19 protein-coding genes are annotated in these 18282 nt (G+C 63.2%); 8 read left to right on the top strand and 11 right to left on the bottom strand.

The window, feature by feature from the left end:
* Window positions 1–29 precede the first annotated feature (29 nt).
* Window positions 30–302 carry a DUF2866 domain-containing protein gene (locus LY284_RS22580; RefSeq protein WP_014251380.1) on the bottom strand — a complete coding sequence of 91 codons (273 nt, stop codon included), beginning with the start codon at window positions 300–302 and terminating at the stop codon, window positions 30–32.
* A 266-nt stretch (window positions 303–568) separates the two neighbouring features.
* On the opposite strand from LY284_RS22580, the gene LY284_RS22575 reads away from it, so the two are divergent.
* Entirely contained in the window at window positions 569–805 is a 237-nt protein-coding gene (locus tag LY284_RS22575; protein ID WP_041731913.1) for a hypothetical protein, read from the top strand.
* Window positions 806–822: 17 nt separating this feature from the next.
* Entirely contained in the window at window positions 823–1134 is a 312-nt protein-coding gene (locus LY284_RS22570) for a hypothetical protein (RefSeq protein WP_233388029.1), read from the top strand.
* Window positions 1135–1214: 80 nt separating this feature from the next.
* Here the strand turns inward: LY284_RS22570 and LY284_RS22565 are convergent, their stop codons facing one another.
* Together LY284_RS22565 and LY284_RS22560 are read right to left on the bottom strand one after the other, a co-directional pair.
* Window positions 1215–1373 (bottom strand): DUF3309 family protein, encoded by a 159-nt coding sequence (locus tag LY284_RS22565; protein ID WP_041731911.1) that lies wholly within the window; start codon window positions 1371–1373, stop codon window positions 1215–1217.
* Window positions 1374–1689: 316 nt separating this feature from the next.
* Window positions 1690–3273 (bottom strand): inorganic phosphate transporter, encoded by a 1584-nt coding sequence (locus tag LY284_RS22560; RefSeq protein ID WP_233388028.1) that lies wholly within the window; start codon window positions 3271–3273, stop codon window positions 1690–1692.
* 187 nt (window positions 3274–3460) lie between these two features.
* Between LY284_RS22560 and LY284_RS22555 the strand changes: the two genes are divergently transcribed.
* Both LY284_RS22555 and LY284_RS22550 read left to right on the top strand, forming a co-directional pair.
* Entirely contained in the window at window positions 3461–4936 is a 1476-nt protein-coding gene (locus tag LY284_RS22555) for a CHAD domain-containing protein (RefSeq protein WP_233388027.1), read from the top strand.
* Between the two features lie 38 nt (window positions 4937–4974).
* Window positions 4975–5799 carry a TOBE domain-containing protein gene (locus LY284_RS22550; RefSeq protein ID WP_233388026.1) on the top strand — a complete coding sequence of 275 codons (825 nt, stop codon included), beginning with the start codon at window positions 4975–4977 and terminating at the stop codon, window positions 5797–5799.
* 10 nt (window positions 5800–5809) lie between these two features.
* On the opposite strand, the gene LY284_RS22545 is transcribed toward LY284_RS22550, so the two are convergent.
* A complete protein-coding gene (locus LY284_RS22545) occupies window positions 5810–6496 on the bottom strand; it encodes a phosphatase PAP2 family protein (RefSeq protein WP_233388025.1) in 687 nt (228 codons plus the stop codon).
* 330 nt (window positions 6497–6826) lie between these two features.
* On the opposite strand from LY284_RS22545, the gene LY284_RS22540 reads away from it, so the two are divergent.
* Together LY284_RS22540 and LY284_RS22535 are read left to right on the top strand one after the other, a co-directional pair.
* A complete protein-coding gene (locus LY284_RS22540; protein ID WP_233388024.1) occupies window positions 6827–7993 on the top strand; it encodes a PHB depolymerase family esterase in 1167 nt (388 codons plus the stop codon).
* Between the two features lie 137 nt (window positions 7994–8130).
* On the top strand, window positions 8131–8304 hold the full coding sequence (locus tag LY284_RS22535) for a DUF3563 family protein (RefSeq protein ID WP_014251373.1): 174 nt from the start codon (window positions 8131–8133) through the stop codon (window positions 8302–8304).
* A gap of 104 nt (window positions 8305–8408) precedes the next feature.
* On the opposite strand, the gene LY284_RS22530 is transcribed toward LY284_RS22535, so the two are convergent.
* The 5 genes from LY284_RS22530 to LY284_RS22510 form a co-directional block, all read right to left on the bottom strand.
* Window positions 8409–8828, bottom strand: a complete 420-nt coding sequence (locus LY284_RS22530) for an organic hydroperoxide resistance protein (RefSeq protein WP_233388023.1) — start codon at window positions 8826–8828, stop codon at window positions 8409–8411.
* 112 nt (window positions 8829–8940) lie between these two features.
* Window positions 8941–9402: a MarR family winged helix-turn-helix transcriptional regulator gene (locus LY284_RS22525; protein ID WP_233388022.1), complete on the bottom strand. Its 462-nt coding sequence runs from the start codon at window positions 9400–9402 to the stop codon at window positions 8941–8943.
* An 88-nt stretch (window positions 9403–9490) separates the two neighbouring features.
* A complete protein-coding gene (locus LY284_RS22520; protein ID WP_233388021.1) occupies window positions 9491–10312 on the bottom strand; it encodes a BPSS1780 family membrane protein in 822 nt (273 codons plus the stop codon).
* A gap of 8 nt (window positions 10313–10320) precedes the next feature.
* Window positions 10321–11289 carry a homoserine kinase gene (locus LY284_RS22515; protein ID WP_233388020.1) on the bottom strand — a complete coding sequence of 323 codons (969 nt, stop codon included), beginning with the start codon at window positions 11287–11289 and terminating at the stop codon, window positions 10321–10323.
* A 120-nt stretch (window positions 11290–11409) separates the two neighbouring features.
* Window positions 11410–11826, bottom strand: coding sequence for a hypothetical protein (locus LY284_RS22510; protein WP_233388019.1), 417 nt, complete (start codon window positions 11824–11826; stop codon window positions 11410–11412).
* A gap of 228 nt (window positions 11827–12054) precedes the next feature.
* On the opposite strand from LY284_RS22510, the gene LY284_RS22505 reads away from it, so the two are divergent.
* The gene (locus tag LY284_RS22505) at window positions 12055–13581 is read left to right on the top strand and encodes an AMP nucleosidase (RefSeq protein ID WP_014251367.1); all 1527 of its coding nucleotides are present in this window, start codon (window positions 12055–12057) and stop codon (window positions 13579–13581) included.
* A 36-nt stretch (window positions 13582–13617) separates the two neighbouring features.
* Here the strand turns inward: LY284_RS22505 and LY284_RS22500 are convergent, their stop codons facing one another.
* Together LY284_RS22500 and LY284_RS22495 are read right to left on the bottom strand one after the other, a co-directional pair.
* Window positions 13618–14508, bottom strand: a complete 891-nt coding sequence (locus LY284_RS22500; protein ID WP_233388018.1) for a hypothetical protein — start codon at window positions 14506–14508, stop codon at window positions 13618–13620.
* Window positions 14509–14774: 266 nt separating this feature from the next.
* Window positions 14775–15524 carry a TIGR00730 family Rossman fold protein gene (locus tag LY284_RS22495; RefSeq protein WP_014251366.1) on the bottom strand — a complete coding sequence of 250 codons (750 nt, stop codon included), beginning with the start codon at window positions 15522–15524 and terminating at the stop codon, window positions 14775–14777.
* A 1-nt stretch (window position 15525) separates the two neighbouring features.
* On the opposite strand from LY284_RS22495, the gene polA reads away from it, so the two are divergent.
* Window positions 15526–18264 carry a DNA polymerase I gene (gene polA / locus LY284_RS22490; protein ID WP_233388416.1) on the top strand — a complete coding sequence of 913 codons (2739 nt, stop codon included), beginning with the start codon at window positions 15526–15528 and terminating at the stop codon, window positions 18262–18264.
* Window positions 18265–18282: the final 18 nt, after the last annotated feature.

The raw sequence follows: 18282 nt of genomic DNA, 5'->3' as shown, positions 1-18282 counted from the left end.
TCATGCGCTTTTGTGCTCGCAGCGCCGGATCAATCGTCGTCGTCGGAGGGGCCGTAGCGGCGGCCCGGCACGTGAGAACGCAAGGCATCGGCGATCTGGGATGCCGTGCAATTGGCGGGAAGCACGCGGCGCTGCACGCGCGCGTCGTTTTTCATCACCCATTCGACCATGCGATACGCCGGTCCCCACGGCGGCTCGACCGGCAGGGACAGGCGGCATTCGCGCAGGGTGAGCGCGTATTGTTTTCGCAGCGTCGGGGCGAGATTCGCGGAGCGTCGACGCGCGGCGGTGTTGGCGGACATGGCGCATTCCTCACGGTGGGGGCTCGGCCGTCCGGTGTGGACGGCGGCAAAGCGAGCCGGATCGCATGGCGAGTGTGTCCCCGGAGAATTAAGCGCGACTTAATGGCCGGGCCGTCGCGCGCGGCGCGGCGAAATGCCGCTGTGGCGGCCTCGATCGACGAGGTCAAGAGGCGCTTCGGCATTTTCACCACGCCGCTCGACGCCTGTTTGCCACGGCGGCGGCTTACTGTATATTCGTACAGCTTGTCCGCAACAGGAGCTTGCCGATGAACCCACGCAACGATCCGCTCCAACGCGCGCCCGAAGCCGCCGCGCTCGAACGTTTCATGCGTGCGACGCGCGCGGTCAACGCCGCGTTCGACGCCACGCGAGGCGAGCCGGGACTGGAGCAGGACGGGCAATCCGTCGCGCGCTCGCTTGAGCGTCTCGACGCGGCGCTGCGCGAGCTGGAAACTTCCGAGCAGTCGCTCGACGCCATTCTCTCGCGCAGAGCGGGCCATTAACCGTTGGAGCGAATCTCTTGAAGCGCGTTTTCCTGATCGCCGTTCTTCTGATCGGCTCGTCGTCGCTTTTTGCGGCCGAGCGTTACTCCGAAGTCTGGAATCCTCCCGAAGCCCAGGCCATCAAGGGCAAGACCAAGCCGCACGCCTCCACGCCGGCCGCGGCCAAGAAAAAGCGCAAGAGCGCGCCGCCCGTCAAGCAGGTCGCCGACAAGGCCGCCATCGAGCAGCCGCCGGCTTCGGCGCGTCCCAAGGCGTCGTCGTCGCGCAAGCAGACGGAGCCGGTCATTCCGCGCAAGATCGAGCCGAACGGGCAGGTAATGCGCGTCTGATCCGCCAAGCATGCACGATAAAAAGGGGCGCCCGACTGGAGCGCCCCTTTTTCATTGCGGCCGAACGCAGCCGCGCGATGTCATAACCGACCCATCAGCAGCAGCACGATCACCACGACCAGCACGATGCCGACGATTCCGCTCGGCCCGTAACCCCAGCTGCGGCTGTGAGGCCACGAAGGAATAGCGCCGATCAAGAGCAGGATCAGGATGATCAGCAGTATGGTTCCGATCGTCATTCGACTTCTCCTTATTCAAATGATCGCGTGAAGGATCGGCGCCCGGCGCGGCCTCCCAACTGCCATCGGCAGTCATACGCCGGGGGACGGCGGTTCATGGCCGCCGGCACGATCAGTCGTGCAATCGACGGCATGTATAGAGCAAAGGCTGTGCCAATCGGCCTGAAAGTCCACGCGACAAGGCTCGCCGCGTCATCGCGACGCGCGCGCGCGAGCGGCCGATTGTCGAAAAGGAGAGGCGAAACGAGGTGAGGCGGGCAAAAGTTGCACGGCGCGGATCACTTTCCCCGCGCCGTGCCGTGACGCAAAGCGCCGCTCAGAAGATGCTGCGGAACACCCAGAACAGCAGGCCGGCCAGCGCGATCGACACCGGCAGCGTCAGAATCCAGGCGAGCGCGAGGCTGCGCACCGTGCGCCATTGCAGGCCGGAGCCGTTCGCGGCCATCGTGCCCGCGACGCCCGACGACAGCACATGCGTCGTCGAGACCGGCAGGCCGTAGGCATCGGCCGCGCCGATGGTCAGCATCGCGACGAGTTCCGCCGACGCGCCTTGTCCATACGTGAGATGCGTCTTGCCGATGCGCTCGCCGACCGTCACGACGATACGCTTCCAGCCGACCATCGTGCCGAGGCCGAGCGCAACCGCGACGGCCACTTTCACCCACGTCGGAATGAACTTGGTCGCGTGATCGAGCTGCTTCTTGTAGTTGTCGATGACCGCGCCGTCATCCGCCGAAAACGCGGGCGCTTTCTGCTTTTCCATGATGCGCAGCGCTTCCGACGCGATGTACATCTCGTTGCGCACGTTCTTCACGGTGCCCTGCGGCACGGCGGAAATCGTGTCGTGCGGACGAATCTCCGTATCGATCGAATCGACGAGACTCTTCAGCGACGCGACCGTGTCCGGCGCGAGCGTCTTCGTCTGCACGTATTTCTCGACTTGCGCGCGCGCATCGGGCGCGGGTTGCGCGCCGTTGCTGTAGTGCTGGAGTACCTCGGAGGCGCTGTGGCTCACGGCGAGGAAAGTCTGCGTTTCGCCCGGCGTCACGGCCTTGTTGAGCGCGTAGGCGGTCGGCACCGTGCCGATCAGGATCAGCATGATGAGGCCCATGCCCTTCTGGCCATCGTTGGAGCCGTGCGCGAAGGACACGCCCGTGCACGTGAGGATCAGCAGGCAGCGAATCCAGAACGGCGGCGGCGTGTTCTTTTCGGGTTCCTTGTAGAGCGCCGGCACGCGCACGACGAGCTTAAGCACATACAGCAGGAACGCCGCGGCGATAAAGCCGACGAGCGGCGAAAACAGCAGCGACTTGCCGACCGACACCGCCTGGCTCCAGTCGACGCCCGACGTGCCGTTCGTGCCGTGCAGCATCTGGTTCATGAGGCCGACGCCGATCACCGAACCGATCAGCGTATGCGAACTCGAAGAAGGAAGGCCGAGCGCCCACGTGCCCAGATTCCAGATGATCGCCGCGATCAGCAGCGCGAAGACCATCGCGAAGCCCTGCGAACTGCCGACGCCGATGATCAGTTCCACCGGCAGCAGTTGCAGGATGCCGAACGCGACCGCGCCGCTCGAAATCAGCACGCCAATGAAGTTCCATGCGCCCGACCAGACGACCGCGAGATTGGGTGTCAAAGAGTGCGTGTAAATTACGGTTGCGACGGCGTTGGCCGTGTCGTGAAATCCGTTGACGAATTCGAAGCCGAGCGCGATCAGGAGCGCGATGCCGAGCAGGATGTACGGAAACGCGGACGACTCGCGCACGGGCGCGAGGTCGTCGAGCAAATGCGTGACGCAGTACACCGCGCCCGCCGCGATGACGAGCAGAAACACCAGCAGCGCATAGCGCTGTCCGGGCGAGCGGCCTTGAGATTGGGGAAAGACAACTTGGTTCATGTCGCGTCCTTGGGGCTGTTCCAGCGCGGGGCGTAGCGGAAGTTGGGAGGTTGAAAAAGCAGACGAGAAGCGTTTCGCAAACACAACTGGCCATGTTTCCCGCCGCGTGTGTCGATTTCATGAATCGAATGACGAGAGGCTTTTCGTATGAATTGACGGGCGGCGCGAGACCGCGCGAGGAGACTTCATGACGGTGTGGGTCGAGGTGGCGCTGCAGGCGCATCGTTCGGACGACGGATCGATCGGCGCGCTTGCGGCCGTGTTGCAGGGCACCGCAGCTTTCTTGAACGTGACGCCGGTCAGCACGCGCCTGGCGACGCGCGCCATTGCGCTGAAGACGCCAGGATGGCGCCTGTCCGTCGATACGCTCGAAGGCGCTCGCACGCTGTGCGTCGTGCAGGACGACAGCACGCCGATGCCCGGCTTCTCACGCTATCGAACCTTCGCGCGTCCGGCGGGCGAGGATCTGGCGGCATCGCTGATCGAGTTCGCGCAAGCCGACGACGCGTTGCGCGCGCCGCTTGCGAAAGCGCATCGGCAAAGCGAGCCGAATGCCGAAGATCAACCCGAGCGCGAGATCGAACGCATCGAGTGGCGCATCGACGCGGGCGGCGCGGATATTCTCGCGACGCTCGAAACGTCGGCGGATGCGCCGCCGGCGCTGCGGCTCGCTTCGCCGGCGGTGAACGGCGCACTCGACGCGGTGTTCAGGCTCGCGGGTGAAGTGATCGACGCCGCGCCGTTTTTCATCGCGCCCGACGAAACGCATGAGACGCAGACCGAGCCCGTGCATGCCGCGAAGCTCGATCTGCCGCGCAAGGCGACGCAGCGCGAGGCGTTCGCCGCGATCGCCGCATCGGTGGCCGAGCAGTGGTTCGGCAACGCGGCAGCAGCGCGCGCGAGTCTCGGCGACGAGCACGTGCACCAGTTGCGCGTCGCGCAGCGGCGGCTGAAGACGCTGCTGAAACTCTTTCCCGGCTACGTCGATGAAGCCTGGAACACGCGTCTCGCGCCCGATCTGACATGGTTCGGCGACCTGCTCGCCGATGCGCGCGACTGGGACGTCTTCACCGACAAGACGCTGCCCGCCTACGCCGCGTCCGACGACAGCGCCGAGCGCTGGCAGACGCTGATCGCCGCCGCCGACGCCAAGCGCCGCGTCGCGCGGGAGCGGGTGCGCGACGCGCTTGCGTCGAAGCGCTACGCGCGCCTGACGCTCGCGTTCGTCGAATGGCTCGCACGCTTCGCGTCGCAGGAAGACGCGTCGCCAATACGCTTCGTGACCTACGCCGAGAAGCGCATTCGCAAGGACTACCGGCGCATCGTGCGCGTGCCCGATCTCGCCGCGCTCGAAGCGCACGAGCGGCATCGCGTGCGCATTCACGCGAAGCGGCTGCGTTACGCGCTCGAATTCTTCCGCTCGGTGACGTCGCGGCGCACGCGCGAGGACACGGCCAAACGGCTAGGCGAACTGCAAAGCGTGCTCGGCGAAGCGAACGATGCGGCCGTCGCCGCGGACCGGCTCGCGTCCATGCCCGAAGCCAGCGATTATCAGCGCGGTTTCGCGCGGGCATGGGGCGCGGCGTCGGCGCAAAAGGACGCGGTGGAAGGCGAACGACTGCTTCGGGCGATGCATCGTCCGCGCGTCAGGTCGTCGATATAATGCGACACAAAGTTTCAGCCAGTCCCCGAGGGTAATACATGACCAAAACAGCACCGCACGAGGTGCGCGAGACGCTGGAACTCGGCGGCTCCGTGTGGCTGAAAAGCGGCACGGAGACGCTCGGCGGCGCGGCGCGCATTGCGCTTCTGGCCGCGATTCGCGATTCGGGATCGATCACCGCAGCGGCGAAAGCCGTCGGCATGAGCTACAAGGCCGCGTGGGACGCGGTCGACACGATGAACAACCTCGCCGGCCAGCCGCTCGTCACGAGCGCAACCGGCGGCAGGGGCGGCGGCGGCACGACGCTCACGCCCGCGGCGCTGCGTCTCATCGACACGTATCGCGCGGTCGAACGTGAACACAGAAAGTTTCTGGAACGGGCGGGTGCGGCCATCGAAGGCTTCGCCCACGATTGGCAATTGATCGGGAGACTAGGCATGAAAACAAGCGCACGCAATCAACTCGCCGGCAAAGTCACGAAAATCACGCGCGGTGCGGTCAACGACGAAATCGAGCTCGGCTTGCCGGGCGGCCAGACGATCGTCGCGGTCGTCACGCACGAAAGCACTCAGTCGCTCGGCCTGAAGGAAGGCAGCGACGCCTTCGCGCTCATCAAGGCGTCGTGGGTCATGCTGATGGAAGACACGAACGCGAAGCTGTCCGCGCGCAATCAGTTGCGCGGCACGGTCGCCAGCGTGACGAAGGGCGCGGTGAATGCCGAAGTCACGCTGTCGCTCGACGGCGGCACGACCGTCACCGCGATCATCACGAATCAGAGCGCCGATACGCTCGCGATCACGCAGGGCCAGAAGGCCGTGGCGGTGATCAAGGCGTCGAGCGTGATCATCGGCGTGAACGACTGAGACGCGGCGCTCAGGCGATCGTGCGCAGTTGCCGTTGAAGTTCGGTGCGGCGATCCGGCGCGCGGTCGCGCTTCGCCTTCCAGCTCGCCCGCACGTAGGGGCGCTCGTGCCCCGACAGCCCGAGCGCGATTTCGGTGATCCAGTGCTGCGTCGGCACTGGCACGCCGTGCAAGGCCACGACGACGACGGCGAGACTTGCGGCGACGGGCGCAGGCGAGAGTTTGCCGGCCTCGGCGCGCCACGCGATGCGCACGAATGCGAGCGCGACGATCACGCCCAGCACGCAGCCCGCGACGACTTCGGACACCGAATGCGCGTTCAGCACGACGCGCGACACCCCGACCCAGACGCCCAGCAACAGACCCACCGCAACGCCGGCCGCACGTAACGCGCCGCGTGCGGGCAGAAGCGCGACGAAGATCGCGACGGGCAGCACCGCCGTGGACATCAACGCATGTCCGCTGATGCCGGTGAAATCCAGATGACGCATGCCGATGCCCCATCCGATGAACGCAATCTTGCTCAAGGCAACGAGGCCGCTCGCCGCACCGAGCAGCGCGAGCCACGCGCCTGCGTACTTCCAGCGATAGCCAACTGCGAGCCATGCGGCGACGATGAGCGCCGCCGGCCCCATGACGCCGACGCTACCGAGCGCGGTAACGGAAATCCAGACAGATAGGGGCAAATCCACATTCATGGGCATTCTTGGGAATAAGGGTTGCTGCAGCGCCGCAGTATCGAACGCGACGGGCGTTGTCTGAAGCGTTCAAGACATAGCGCAGAGGGTTCGGCACAGTATAGCGTGTCGGAACGGGCTGATTTATGCGAGAGTCCCGAAAGAATCCGTTTCGTTATGTCGCATAACTCGCGCTTAGTTCGGTCTTTTCGAATGATCTTACGGTAATTGACGCCGGGCTTTGACTCGACCACACGCGCCGCGCCGCCCGTTTGGTGCTATTGTGCAATGCACAACCCGGCGCGATTTTTTGTCGCGCCATCCGATGCACGTTTGAAAAGGATCCAGCCGATGTCGAAAAGCCTTACCAAGCTCTGGCTGCGCGGCTTGAGACGCCTCGTCGCCGGCCAAGTGGAAGCGGTGCGTGCGCCGAAGCCCCGTACAGCGGCCAAGCCCGCGCGCGCAAAAACCGTCAAGTCGAAATTGAAGTCGAACGCAGCCGCCAAGGTCGCGGGCGCGCCGCGCCCGGCGGCGAGTGCGCGCCCGGCGATGCGCGAATCGCGCGTGCGTCCGCGCGCCTCCGCCTGGGCGCGGGGGAAGTGGGCGCGGTCGTATCATTCGGCGCCGCCTACGTCGGGCCGCTTCGTGAATCACATGTCGTACGCGCTGTATCTGCCGCCGAAGACGGATCTCGAGCCGATGCCGCTCGTCGTGATGCTGCACGGCTGCAAGCAGAACGCCGACGAATTCGCGCAAGGCACGCGCATCAACCTGCTCGCCGACAAGTATGGATTCGCCGTGCTGTATCCGGAGCAGTCGAAGCACGATCACGCGCATCGCTGCTGGCGCTGGTATGACGATTCGGGCGGCGGAGGTGGCGGGGAGGCTGCGTCGGTCGTCTCGCTGGTCAACGCGATGGTCGAGCAGCACGACCTCGACGGCGAGCGCGTTTACCTCGCGGGCATGTCGGCGGGGGCGGGGCTCGCGGCGCTGCTTGCCGTGCGTTATCCGCATATGTTCGCCGCGGTCGGCCTGCATTCGGGCGTGGTGTTCGGCGAGGCGCGCTCGGCCATCGGCGCGATGGACGTGATGCGGCGCGGCAGCCGCAGCGATCCGGTCGCACTGATCGACGCGGCCGTCGACGTTCGCGACTATCCGGGCATGCCGGCCATCATCGTGCATGGCGAACTGGATTCGGTCGTCACCGCCGCCAACGCCGAGCAACTGACGAAACAGTTCTTGCGGCTCAACGGCTTCGTCGATGCGGCCGGCAATCGCCGCGCGGGCGAGGCGCGCGAGGAAACGCATGCGGATGGCGTCGTGACGGACTACGTCAAGAACGGCCGCCGCGTCGTGAAGACGTCGGTCGTGCGGGGTCTCGGCCATTCATGGGCCGGAGGCGACGATACGGTGGCTTTCCACTCGTCGAAGGGGCCGGATTCATCGGCGATGATGTGGGAGTTCTTCAAGTTCCAGCGCCGCCCGAACGTCGCGGCGCGCGATGCCTACGTCGCCTGAGCAGCTTGGCAGCGTTTCGAGTGTTGCAAATAAGTCTTTAGTATCAGCGTTCTAGCATTTCGGGCTGGCGTCGAATCAGGGATTTCCCTATAATCCGTTTCATAGGTAATAACCCCAGTATTCACGCGAGGCCCACCATGTTCCTGCTCAGCCGCATTTTCCTGTTTTTGACCAAGTCCGCCGACCAGCGCGATCGCGAGCGCGACGACGCCTATCTCGCCGAAGCCACGGATATCTACGATCTCGAATATCGTATGAAGAAGCTGGATCAGCGCGTGGCGACTCGTCATCCGGCGTGGATGTCGAACTGATTTATCGCTCGCGCATCAGGGCCGCTGTTTTCGACGCGGTTCAGCAGTGCAGATGTTGAAATGCCGGCCTTCGAGCCGGCATTTCTGTTTCTACGCGCGTCGCGTCAGATCACGTTCACACGCACATCGACGTTATTGCGCGTCGCATTCGAATACGGGCAGACCTTGTGCGCGGCATCGACCAGCGCCTGCGCTTCGGCTCCGTCCAGGCCCGGTAGTGCGATGCGCAGCTCGATGTCCAGTTTGAAGCCGCCCGCATCGTTCGGACCGACGCCGACATCGGCGGTCACGGTGGCATCGGCCGGAATCGCGCGCTTTTGCTGGCCAGCGACGAACTTCATCGCCGAAAGAAAGCACGCGGAATAGCCCGCCGCGAACAGTTGCTCCGGGTTCGTCCCCGCTGCGCCCGAACCGCCCAGCTCCTTCGGCGCGCTCAATTTGACGTTCAGTTGCTCGTCCGAGGAAATCGCGCGGCCATCACGCCCACCGGTGCTCGTTGCCGTTGCCTTGTACAGAATGCTCATCAGTTTCTCCGTTAGTTTGCGTTGACCACGGCGAGAATATATCGCGTTAATAATTAGTGTACAAAGTAAATTGTTGCGATGTGAGCATTAGAAGAAAACTATCGAAAAGCGGTCAGTTATCGCTGTAAGCGTTCAGCGCCGTACGCAGGCGCACGAGATCGCTGCGCAGGCGCAGCATAGCGTCGATATCAGAACCGGATGCGCAGTAGATTTCGCTCGGAACACCACGCGCGGATTGCTTGAGCGCGCGGCCCGCATGGGTCAGCCGGATGTACACCTGGCGCTCGTCCGCCACACCACGCACGCGCTCGACGTAGCCCTGCGCTTCGAGACGCTTCAGGAGCGGCGTCATCGTCGCTGAATCGAGCGCGAGACGCGCGGCGATTTCCTTGACGGTCAGATCGTCCGCTTCCCAGAGCACGAGCATCGCGAGATATTGCGGATACGTGAGGCCGAGCTTCTCCAGCAGCGGCTTGTACGCTTTCGTCATCGCGAGCGATGTCGAATAGAGCGCAAAGCACAATTGCTGATCGAGTTCGAGCGGCAAGTCGGGCAGAGCGTCGGGCGAAGTCATGGCAAAGCGCGGCGAAAAGGCCGGGGGCGGCCGATGCCGTTAGTGTACGTGCAACGCTTCGCGCACGAACGATCGCCGCGCCCGGTGCTCAGGCGTTGGGTGTGCCGGGCGCTTCGGGAATGTCCGGCGTGTCGGGCGACTGCACGCCGAAGCAGCCGCGGTAAGTCGCGTAGAACGAGCAATAGAGCGCCGTCGTCACGATGATGGAGGCGGGCATCAGCACCGCGAGCGCCATTTCCTGACCGGCGCCGAGCGCCTGCATGAGCGCGGTCAGCCCGAACGATACCGCGAGCGCAATGGCGATCCACAGCACGCCGTAATAGACGAACGCGCCACGGTTGCGCCAGCACGACACGAGGCTGAAGAACAACGCCTTCGCGGGCGGCACGTCGTGCCACGCGACGAGAATCGGCGCGAACCAGAAAAGCATCGCGAACGGGATGTAGCACGCCATGGCGACGAGCACCGCGAGCGGGCTGAAGCTCGCCGCGACGGTTTCCGGATCGCCGCTCGGGCCCGCGCCCATCATCATGCTGAGCAGCGTGCCGCCGTCCACGAGCGCCGAGGCCGCGAAGATCACCGCCATCGCAATGACGTAGAGCGCGCCGAGCGCAAGCAGCCTGCGCGCGACGACGCTGCCGTACGAACGGAATCCGTCGACGAGCACGGTCGGCCAGACCGGCTTGCCCGCGATCGTGTTGCGGCACGCCGCCATGAAGCCGACCGCGACGCCCGGAATGAACAGCAGCGGCAGAACCGGGCCGACGAGCGGCACGCGCGAGATCAGCGTCATCACGAACAGATAGGCGAAGAACACCGTGAGGAACGCAAACGGGTTGCGGCGGAACAGCCAGATGCCTTGGCGGAACCACACGTAGCCGGTTTTGGCGGGAACTTCGATCAGTCGCATGTCGCAGGTTATTGGTTGGCGGAAGAAGCAGATTCGACGCGTTCGCGCAGAATGCGTTCGAAATGGCCGGGATCGTGCGCTTTGAGCATTTGCGCTTCACGCGGCCGATGAAAGTCGTACAGGCGCGACACCCAGAAGCGCATCGCGCCGGCGCGCAGCATGTCGTTCCAGTGACGCTCCTCGGCGGGCGTGAACGGCCGGACGGTCTGATACGCGCGCAGCATTGCATCGAGGCGCGCGGGGTCGAGCACGCCGGTCGCGAGATCGATGCACCAGTCGTTCACGGTCACGGCGACATCGAACAGCCATTTGTCGACGCCCGCGAAGTAGAAGTCGAAGAAGCCGCCCAGACGCGCGTGCTCGCGGCCGTGCGCGAACAGCACGTTGTCGCGGAACAGATCGCAGTGGCAGGGGCCGTCGGGCAGCGACGCGTAATCCGCCGAGGCAAAGAACGCGGCCTGATGCGCGAGCTCGCTTTCGAAGAGTTCGCGCTGCTCGCAGCTCAGAAATTCGACGATCGACGGCGCTTTCTCCTGCCACCAGGCGAGGCTGCGCAGATTCGGCTGATGCTGCGTGAAGTCGCGGCCCGCGAGATGCAGGCGCGCGAGCATCTGCCCGACTTCGATGCAATGCGCCGGAGTAGGCGCAAGTTCGGGCGCGCCTTCGAGCTTCGTCACGATGGACGCGGGCTTGCCGTGCAGCATGCCGAAGAGCGAGCCGTCGCGGCGCGGCATCGGATCGGGCACCGGCACGCGATGCGACGCCAGATGGCGCATCAGATCGAGGTAGAACGGCAACTGCGTAGCGCTCAGATTTTCGAAGATCGTGAGCACGTACTCGCCGTGCGTCGTCGTGAGAAAGAAGTTGCTGTTCTCGATGCCCGACTGGATACCGCGAAATTCGACGACATCGCCGAGATCGTAGTCTTGCAGCCAGTCGCCGAGTTCGGCGTTGGTGACGGGGGTGAAGACGGCCATGCGGGAAAACGTCGGTCAGGTTGGACGGCCGGGAGCGGGCCTGGGACAGGTGGCCCCCGGTAAAGAGCCACGGGGCCGCGGCCCGCTCGGCGGGAGCGGGCCCGGAGCAATCTTACGGGATCAGTAATGCAGGTTGATGGACGGAAGGCGCGTGCTCGCCTTGCCGTTGTCGCGCACTTGCGGCGAGGTATCGGCGGGCGCGCTCATCTGATAGCGCGTGCCGAAATTCGAACGCACGTCGATTTCGACGGGCTTGCCTTTGTCACGGAATTCGGTGATTTCGGTGCCGTTGGTGCTCAGTTCGTGAAAGCTCGGCGTACGCGGCGGCGAGATCTCGACTTTCGAGCTGACGTTGGCCGGCGGACGGTTGATCGCCTTCAGGTCGGGCAGGCCCGCGGCTTCTTCCGGCGACATTTGCTGGGCCGCCGGTTGCGGTTGCGGTTGCGGCCGGGCGGCTTGCTGCGCCGGCTGCGCAAATGCGCCGAAGCTGGCGGCGGCGAGGACTGCCGCGGCGGCGGCGCAAAGGTGCGGCTTCATGATCTTTCTCCAGGCGATGGCCGGATTCTAACAAAACGGTTGCAGGCTGAGCGATGCACGCGCGCCAAAGCCTTATTTTGCGCCGCTTTCGGGAATTGCGAATCGAAACGCCAAAAAGGTGTTGCGAGGTGTGATCGCACGCACTCAGGCCACGAGGGACTTCATGGTTCGCGCATTCTTCCGTGTTAATGTCGATTCATTACGAGGGCTTTAGAAATACACAAGATCATGACAAACGACCGGACTCAAAGCACGCAAGGCACGCCCGCCAACGATTTTCCGACCGAATCCTTCGAAGACCCGGCCGCCGCCGTCACGCGCCTTTCGGCCATCTATGAAGCGAATACCGCGTTTCTGCGCGATGCTTTCGCGCGCTATCGCCGCAACGAGCGCTTCACGCATCGCGTGCGCGCGTGCTATCCCTTTGTGCGCGTGCGCACCGAGTTGAACACGCAGATCGATTCGCGGCGTTCGTATGGTTTCGTCGCGGGTCCCGGCATTTACGAAACGACGCTCACGCGTCCCGATCTTTTCGGCGATTACTATCGCGAGCAATTGCGGCTGCTCACGAAGAATCATCACGTCGGTCTCGAAGTGGGCGTATCCGCGCATCCCATTCCGATTCACTTCGCGTTCGCCGAAGGCATTCATCTCGAAGGCGATCTCGATCGCGACCGCCTGCTCGCGATGCGCAATATCTTCGATACCCCCGATCTCGCGCTGCTCGACGATCGCATCGTCAACGGCACGTATGAGCCGGGTCCCGGCGAGCCTCATCCGCTCGCGCTCTTCACGGCGGCGCGCGTGGATTTCTCGCTGCATCGGCTGCGGCATTACACGGCGACCTCGCCGACGCATTTTCAGAACTACGTGCTGTATACGAACTATCAGTTCTACATCGACGAATTCGTGAAGCTCGGCCGCAAGATGATGTCGCGTGCCGACGACGAGGAGACGCGCGCGTATCGATGCGAGTATTCGTCGTTCGTCGAACCGGGCGATGTCGTCACGTACAACGCCAATCTCGGCGAGCAGCCGGAAGAAGGCACGTCGCCGGCGCGCCTGCCGCAAATGCCCGCGTATCACCTGAAGCGCGCGGATGGCAGCGGCATCACGATGGTGAATATCGGCGTGGGGCCATCGAACGCGAAGACGATCACGGACCACATCGCGGTGCTGCGTCCGCACGCGTGGATCATGCTCGGGCATTGCGCGGGCTTGCGCAATACGCAGCGTCTGGGCGATTACGTGCTGGCGCACGGCTATGTGCGCGAGGATCACGTGCTCGACGACGATCTGCCGCTGTGGGTGCCGGTGCCGGCGCTGGCGGAAGTGCAGGTCGCGCTTGAGCGCGCGGTCGCGCAGGTGACGCAGCTCGAAGGCGTCGAGTTGAAGCGCGTGATGCGCACGGGCACCGTCGCGAGCGTCGATAACCGCAACTGGGAATTGCGCGATCATCGCGAGCCGGTGCGGCGTCTGTCGCAGAGCCGCGCGGTGGCGCTGGATATGGAGAGCGCGACGATCGCGGCGAACGGCTTCCGTTTTCGCGTGCCCTATGGGACGTTGCTATGCGTGTCGGACAAGCCCTTGCATGGCGAGCTGAAGCTGCCGGGAATGGCCGATCAGTTCTATCGGGCGCAAGTGGATCAGCACTTGCAGATCGGCGTGAAAGCGATGGAGTTGCTACGCGAGAATGGCTTGTCGAAGCTGCATTCGCGGAAGTTGCGGAGCTTTGCGGAGGTGGCGTTTCAGTGAGCAAGGCGGGCGGCGCGTGAGCCGCCCGTTTTGTCGTTATTGTTGAACGCGCGGCGCGCTTAGCAATCGCGTGTAATTCATCCAGCCTGTCACCGGCGCATCGGTGCCGTGAGACGGGGCGCAGCCGGTCTGGGAATCCTGTTCGGCGGCCGTGCAATAAGCGCCCTCATAAGTCACTCGCACCCAAGGTGTATTGACGCCCGATGTCTCCGTGACTTCGCGGATCGTCGACGTGTCTGTACTTACCTTCGAATCCTTCGGCACGATGAGTATCGGTGCGCAAGTCGAGCCAGGACACGAGCGCAGATTCATGTCGATCCCGCCGAGGTACATATCGACGACGCCACGGTTCAACGTGGTGGCGGGTTGCGCCGGAGCTGCGGAACTTGCTTCCACGCCTGCCTTGACGCTTGACGTGCCGAGCCTTGAGATTCGGTTCAGATCATCGTTGCTCACTCGACGCACCAGAGAATAAATCTCTTCGTTGCCGTTCTCGTCAGTGACTTTGAGCGAGGAGCCCGTTTCATCCTGAGAGAGCGTCGCAAGCGTGCGAAGCGCTTCCTTGCCTTGCGCGATGATCTTCACGGTTACGGTGCCGTTAGCCGGATCGACGTCCCCGAGTTTTGCCTCGAAGGCGCTGTCGCCTTTTGCCATCTGCGCCTGGTTTCCATTGACATACACGGTCAGGAGGCCGTTGCCTTCCGAGGGCTTCCAGACACCGGAAACGATATCGAGCAGCGCGTTCCGTTGTTCCAGCGCGATCTGTGCCGCGGATTTCGCAGGCGCACTTGCTGCTGAATCGTCTTTGGCGGCCGATGCAGATGACGCATTTTGATCGTGGCAGGCCGCCAAAAAAACTGAAGCCAGAGTAATCGCGACGGTCATTCGCAACGAATGCCCTAATGCTTTTGCGAACATATTTTCCATGGATCTAGTACGTGAGACAGCGAGCAGTCATCGTCTCTCTGTCTCAATAATCGAAAATCAATTGATTAAAACTATCCGGCGGTTGAAAAAAAAGCCGCAGCAACGCTGCGGCTTGCATCCTTGCTCGAAACGAGCGAGCGATGTTAGCGAGTAACGGCCGGCTCCACAAGCAGCGACAACTATTTTGGACAACTACGGCGCTTAAGTGCGCTCGACTACTTGGCGCAAGTGCCTGTCCGCAAACTCGGCCACTGCAATCGAAGCCATCACAAATAAAACATCCGATCCTCATCCGACTTGCTCTCCGCCGGCTGCTCGACCGCTTCTTCACGATCTTCATAAAACCGCAGCACGGCATCGAGCACCTGATCCGGGTCGTCGATGACCTGCATCAGATCCAGATCCTTCGGGCTGATCACGCCATTGGTCAAGAGCGTATTCTTGAACCAGTCCAGCAGTCCGGCCCAGAAATCCGCGCCGACGAGCACGATCGGCACATGGCGCGATTTCTTGGTCTGGATGAGCGTCAGCACTTCGGCGAGTTCGTCCAGCGTGCCGAAACCGCCCGGCATCACCACGACCGCGTCCGAGTTCTTCACGAACGTGACCTTGCGCGTGAAGAAGTGACGGAAGCGCAGCGAGATGTCCTGCCACTGGTTGCCCGACTGCTCGTGCGGCAATTCGATGTTCAGCCCGACCGAAGGCGACTTGCCCGCGTGCGCGCCCTTGTTCGCCGCCTCCATGATGCCCGGACCGCCGCCCGAGATGACGGCGAAGCCCGCATCGGAGAATTTCTGCGCGATTTCGATCGTGCGCTGATAGTACGGCGACTCCGGTTTCAGACGCGCCGAACCATAGATGCTGATGGCAGGGCGGATCTCCGAGAGGTACTCGGTCGCCTCGATAAACTCTGCCATAATCGTGAACATCTGCCACGATGCGCGAGCCTTCTTGGCCGTCGCGCGCTCTTGATCTGCGAGCGATCGCAGACTCGGAATCACTTTTCTCTTGTTCATAATGCCTGAAGAACTAAGTCTTGAAGGTAAGACCCTGCTATTGGTCGACGGTTCTAGTTACTTGTACCGGGCCTACCATGCGATGCCCGACCTGCGAGGCCCCGACGGCGGCCCTACCGGCGCGCTGTACGGCATGATCAACATGCTTCGCCGCTTGCGCCGCGAAGTCAATGCAGAGTATAGCGCGTGCGTTTTCGACGCCAAAGGCAAGACTTTCCGCGACGACTGGTACGCGGAGTACAAAGCTAACCGGCCCTCGATGCCGGAAGATCTCTCCAAACAGATCGAACCCATTCACGTCGCCGTGCGCGCGCTCGGCTGGCCGCTCGTGATGATCGAACGCGTCGAGGCGGACGATGTCATCGGCACGCTCGCGGTGCAGGCCGAAAAGCGCGGCATGAAGGTGATCGTGTCGACGGGCGACAAGGATCTGGCTCAGCTCGTGACGGATCATGTCACCCTCATCAATACGATGACCAACGAAACGCTCGACCGCGCCGGCGTGCTCACGAAGTTCGGCGTGCCGCCGGAGCGCATCGTCGACTATCTGTCGCTCATCGGCGATACGGTCGACAACGTGCCGGGCGTCGAGAAGTGCGGCCCCAAGACCGCAATCAAATGGCTCACACAATTCGAAACCCTTGATGGCATCGTAGAACATGCCAGCGAGATCAAGGGTGCGGTAGGAGACAATCTGCGCAAGGCTCTGGACTTCCTGCCGATGGCGAAAAAGCTCGTCACCGTGCACACGGAATGCGATCTCGCTTCACAGATCGAGTCGATCGAGGGCACGCTTGCGAGCCGTCCTGAAGCGCGCGAGGAGCTGCGCGACGTTTTCCTGCGTCACGGCTTCAAGACCTGGCTGCGCGAAGTCGAAATCGCGGATGCCGTGGAAGGTCCGACCGACACGCCGCCAGCCGTCGTCACCGAAATCGAGCATCACTACGAAACCGTGCAGACGTGGGAGCAGTTCGACGCGTGGCTCGCGCGCATCGACGCAGCGGAGATCACGTCGTTCGATAGCGAGACCACGTCGCTCGATCCGATGACCGCGCAGATCGTCGGCGTGTCGATCGCAACGGAACCGGGGCATGCGGCTTATATTCCCGTCGCGCATCGCGGGCCGGACGCGCCCGAGCAATTGCCGCGCGACGAAGTGCTCGCGAAGCTCAAGCCCTGGCTCGAAGATGCATCGAAGAAGAAGGTCGGCCAGCATCTGAAGTACGACGAGCAGGTGCTGGCGAACTACGGCATCGAAATGCGCGGCGTCGAGCACGACACGCTGCTGCAATCGTATGTGCTGGAATCGCATCGTCCGCACGACATGGACAACCTCGCGTTGCGCCATCTTGGCGTGAAGACGATCAAGTACGAGGATGTCGCGGGCAAGGGCGCATCGCAGATCGGTTTCGATGAAGTGCCGCTCGATAAAGCCGCGGCCTACGCGGCGGAAGATGCGGATATCACGCTGCGCCTGCATCACGCGCTCTATCCGCAAGTCGCGCAGGAAGAAGGCTTGCTGCGCGTGTATCGCGACATCGAAATGCCTACTTCGCGCGTGCTGCGCAAGATGGAACGCAACGGAGTCCTGATCGATCGCGAAAGACTCGATACGCAAAGCAACGAGATCGCCAAGCGACTCATCGATTTGCAGGCGCAGGCGTATGAACTCGCGGGCGGCGAATTCAATCTCGGATCGCCGAAGCAGATCGGCCAGATCTTCTTCGAGAAGCTCGAATTGCCGGTCGTGAAGAAAACGCCGAGCGGCGCGCCTTCCACTGACGAAGAAGTGCTGCAAAAGCTCGCCGAAGACTATCCGCTGCCGAAGGTGCTGCTCGAACATCGCGGACTGTCGAAGCTCAAGTCGACCTACACGGACAAGCTGCCGCGCATGGTGAATGCGTCGACGGGACGCGTGCATACGAATTACGCGCAAGCCGTGGCCGTGACGGGACGTTTATCGTCGAACGAGCCGAACCTGCAGAACATCCCGGTGCGCACGGGCGAAGGGCGGCGCATTCGCGAAGCGTTCATCGCGTCGCCGGGAAGCAAGATCGTATCGGCGGATTACTCGCAGATCGAACTGCGGATCATGGCGCATATTTCCGGCGACGCATCGCTGATGCGCGCGTTCACGCAAGGCGAGGACGTGCATCGCGCGACCGCTTCGGAAGTCTTCAGCGTCACGCCGCTCGAAGTCGACAACGATCAGCGGCGCATCGCGAAGGTCATCAATTTCGGCCTGATCTACGGCATGAGCTCGTTCGGGCTCGCGTCGAATCTCGGCATCACGCGCGATGCGGCGAAGCTCTATATCGACCGCTACTTCGCACGCTATCCGGGCGTCGCGGCTTATATGGAAAACACGCGCACGACCGCGAAGATGAATGGCTTCGTCGAAACCGTGTTTGGCCGGCGTCTGTGGCTGCCCGAGATCAACGGCGGCAGCGGGCCGCGCCGTCAGGCCGCCGAGCGCGCCGCGATCAACGCGCCGATGCAGGGCACCGCGGCGGATCTCATCAAGCTGTCGATGATCGCGGTGCAGGACTGGCTTGAAGCATCGGGCACCGGCGCGAAGATGATCATGCAGGTGCACGACGAACTCGTGCTGGAAGTGCCCGAGGAAGCGCTGCCCGAGGTCAGGAAGCGCTTACCTGAACTGATGTGCGGCGTCGCGAAGCTGAAGGTGCCGCTCGTCGCGGAAGTGGGCGTCGGCAACAACTGGGAAGAAGCGCACTGAGGGCGCGCTGAGAGCGCA

The sequence above is a fragment of the Caballeronia sp. PC1 genome (genome assembly GCF_021353155.1).
GTDB classification, from domain to species: Bacteria; Pseudomonadota; Gammaproteobacteria; order Burkholderiales; family Burkholderiaceae; genus Caballeronia; species Caballeronia cordobensis.
This window is presented reverse-complemented; position numbering and strand designations above follow the sequence as displayed.

Excerpts from the sequence above, each read along its gene's own strand:
- LY284_RS22575 (WP_041731913.1), top strand. The coding sequence starts at position 569 with ATGAACCCACGCAACGATCCGCTCCAACGCGCGCCCGAAGCCGCCGCG.
- LY284_RS22580 (WP_014251380.1), bottom strand. The coding sequence starts at position 302 with ATGTCCGCCAACACCGCCGCGCGTCGACGCTCCGCGAATCTCGCCCCG.
- LY284_RS22545 (WP_233388025.1), bottom strand. The coding sequence starts at position 6,496 with ATGAATGTGGATTTGCCCCTATCTGTCTGGATTTCCGTTACCGCGCTC.
- LY284_RS22560 (WP_233388028.1), bottom strand. The coding sequence starts at position 3,273 with ATGAACCAAGTTGTCTTTCCCCAATCTCAAGGCCGCTCGCCCGGACAG.
- LY284_RS22535 (WP_014251373.1), top strand. The coding sequence starts at position 8,131 with ATGTTCCTGCTCAGCCGCATTTTCCTGTTTTTGACCAAGTCCGCCGAC.
- LY284_RS22500 (WP_233388018.1), bottom strand. The coding sequence starts at position 14,508 with ATGGAAAATATGTTCGCAAAAGCATTAGGGCATTCGTTGCGAATGACC.
- LY284_RS22520 (WP_233388021.1), bottom strand. The coding sequence starts at position 10,312 with ATGCGACTGATCGAAGTTCCCGCCAAAACCGGCTACGTGTGGTTCCGC.
- LY284_RS22540 (WP_233388024.1), top strand. The coding sequence starts at position 6,827 with ATGTCGAAAAGCCTTACCAAGCTCTGGCTGCGCGGCTTGAGACGCCTC.
- LY284_RS22515 (WP_233388020.1), bottom strand. The coding sequence starts at position 11,289 with ATGGCCGTCTTCACCCCCGTCACCAACGCCGAACTCGGCGACTGGCTG.
- LY284_RS22495 (WP_014251366.1), bottom strand. The coding sequence starts at position 15,524 with ATGAACAAGAGAAAAGTGATTCCGAGTCTGCGATCGCTCGCAGATCAA.
- LY284_RS22565 (WP_041731911.1), bottom strand. The coding sequence starts at position 1,373 with ATGACGATCGGAACCATACTGCTGATCATCCTGATCCTGCTCTTGATC.
- LY284_RS22550 (WP_233388026.1), top strand. The coding sequence starts at position 4,975 with ATGACCAAAACAGCACCGCACGAGGTGCGCGAGACGCTGGAACTCGGC.
- LY284_RS22505 (WP_014251367.1), top strand. The coding sequence starts at position 12,055 with ATGACAAACGACCGGACTCAAAGCACGCAAGGCACGCCCGCCAACGAT.
- LY284_RS22530 (WP_233388023.1), bottom strand. The coding sequence starts at position 8,828 with ATGAGCATTCTGTACAAGGCAACGGCAACGAGCACCGGTGGGCGTGAT.
- LY284_RS22510 (WP_233388019.1), bottom strand. The coding sequence starts at position 11,826 with ATGAAGCCGCACCTTTGCGCCGCCGCCGCGGCAGTCCTCGCCGCCGCC.
- polA (WP_233388416.1), top strand. The coding sequence starts at position 15,526 with ATGCCTGAAGAACTAAGTCTTGAAGGTAAGACCCTGCTATTGGTCGAC.
- LY284_RS22525 (WP_233388022.1), bottom strand. The coding sequence starts at position 9,402 with ATGACTTCGCCCGACGCTCTGCCCGACTTGCCGCTCGAACTCGATCAG.
- LY284_RS22555 (WP_233388027.1), top strand. The coding sequence starts at position 3,461 with ATGACGGTGTGGGTCGAGGTGGCGCTGCAGGCGCATCGTTCGGACGAC.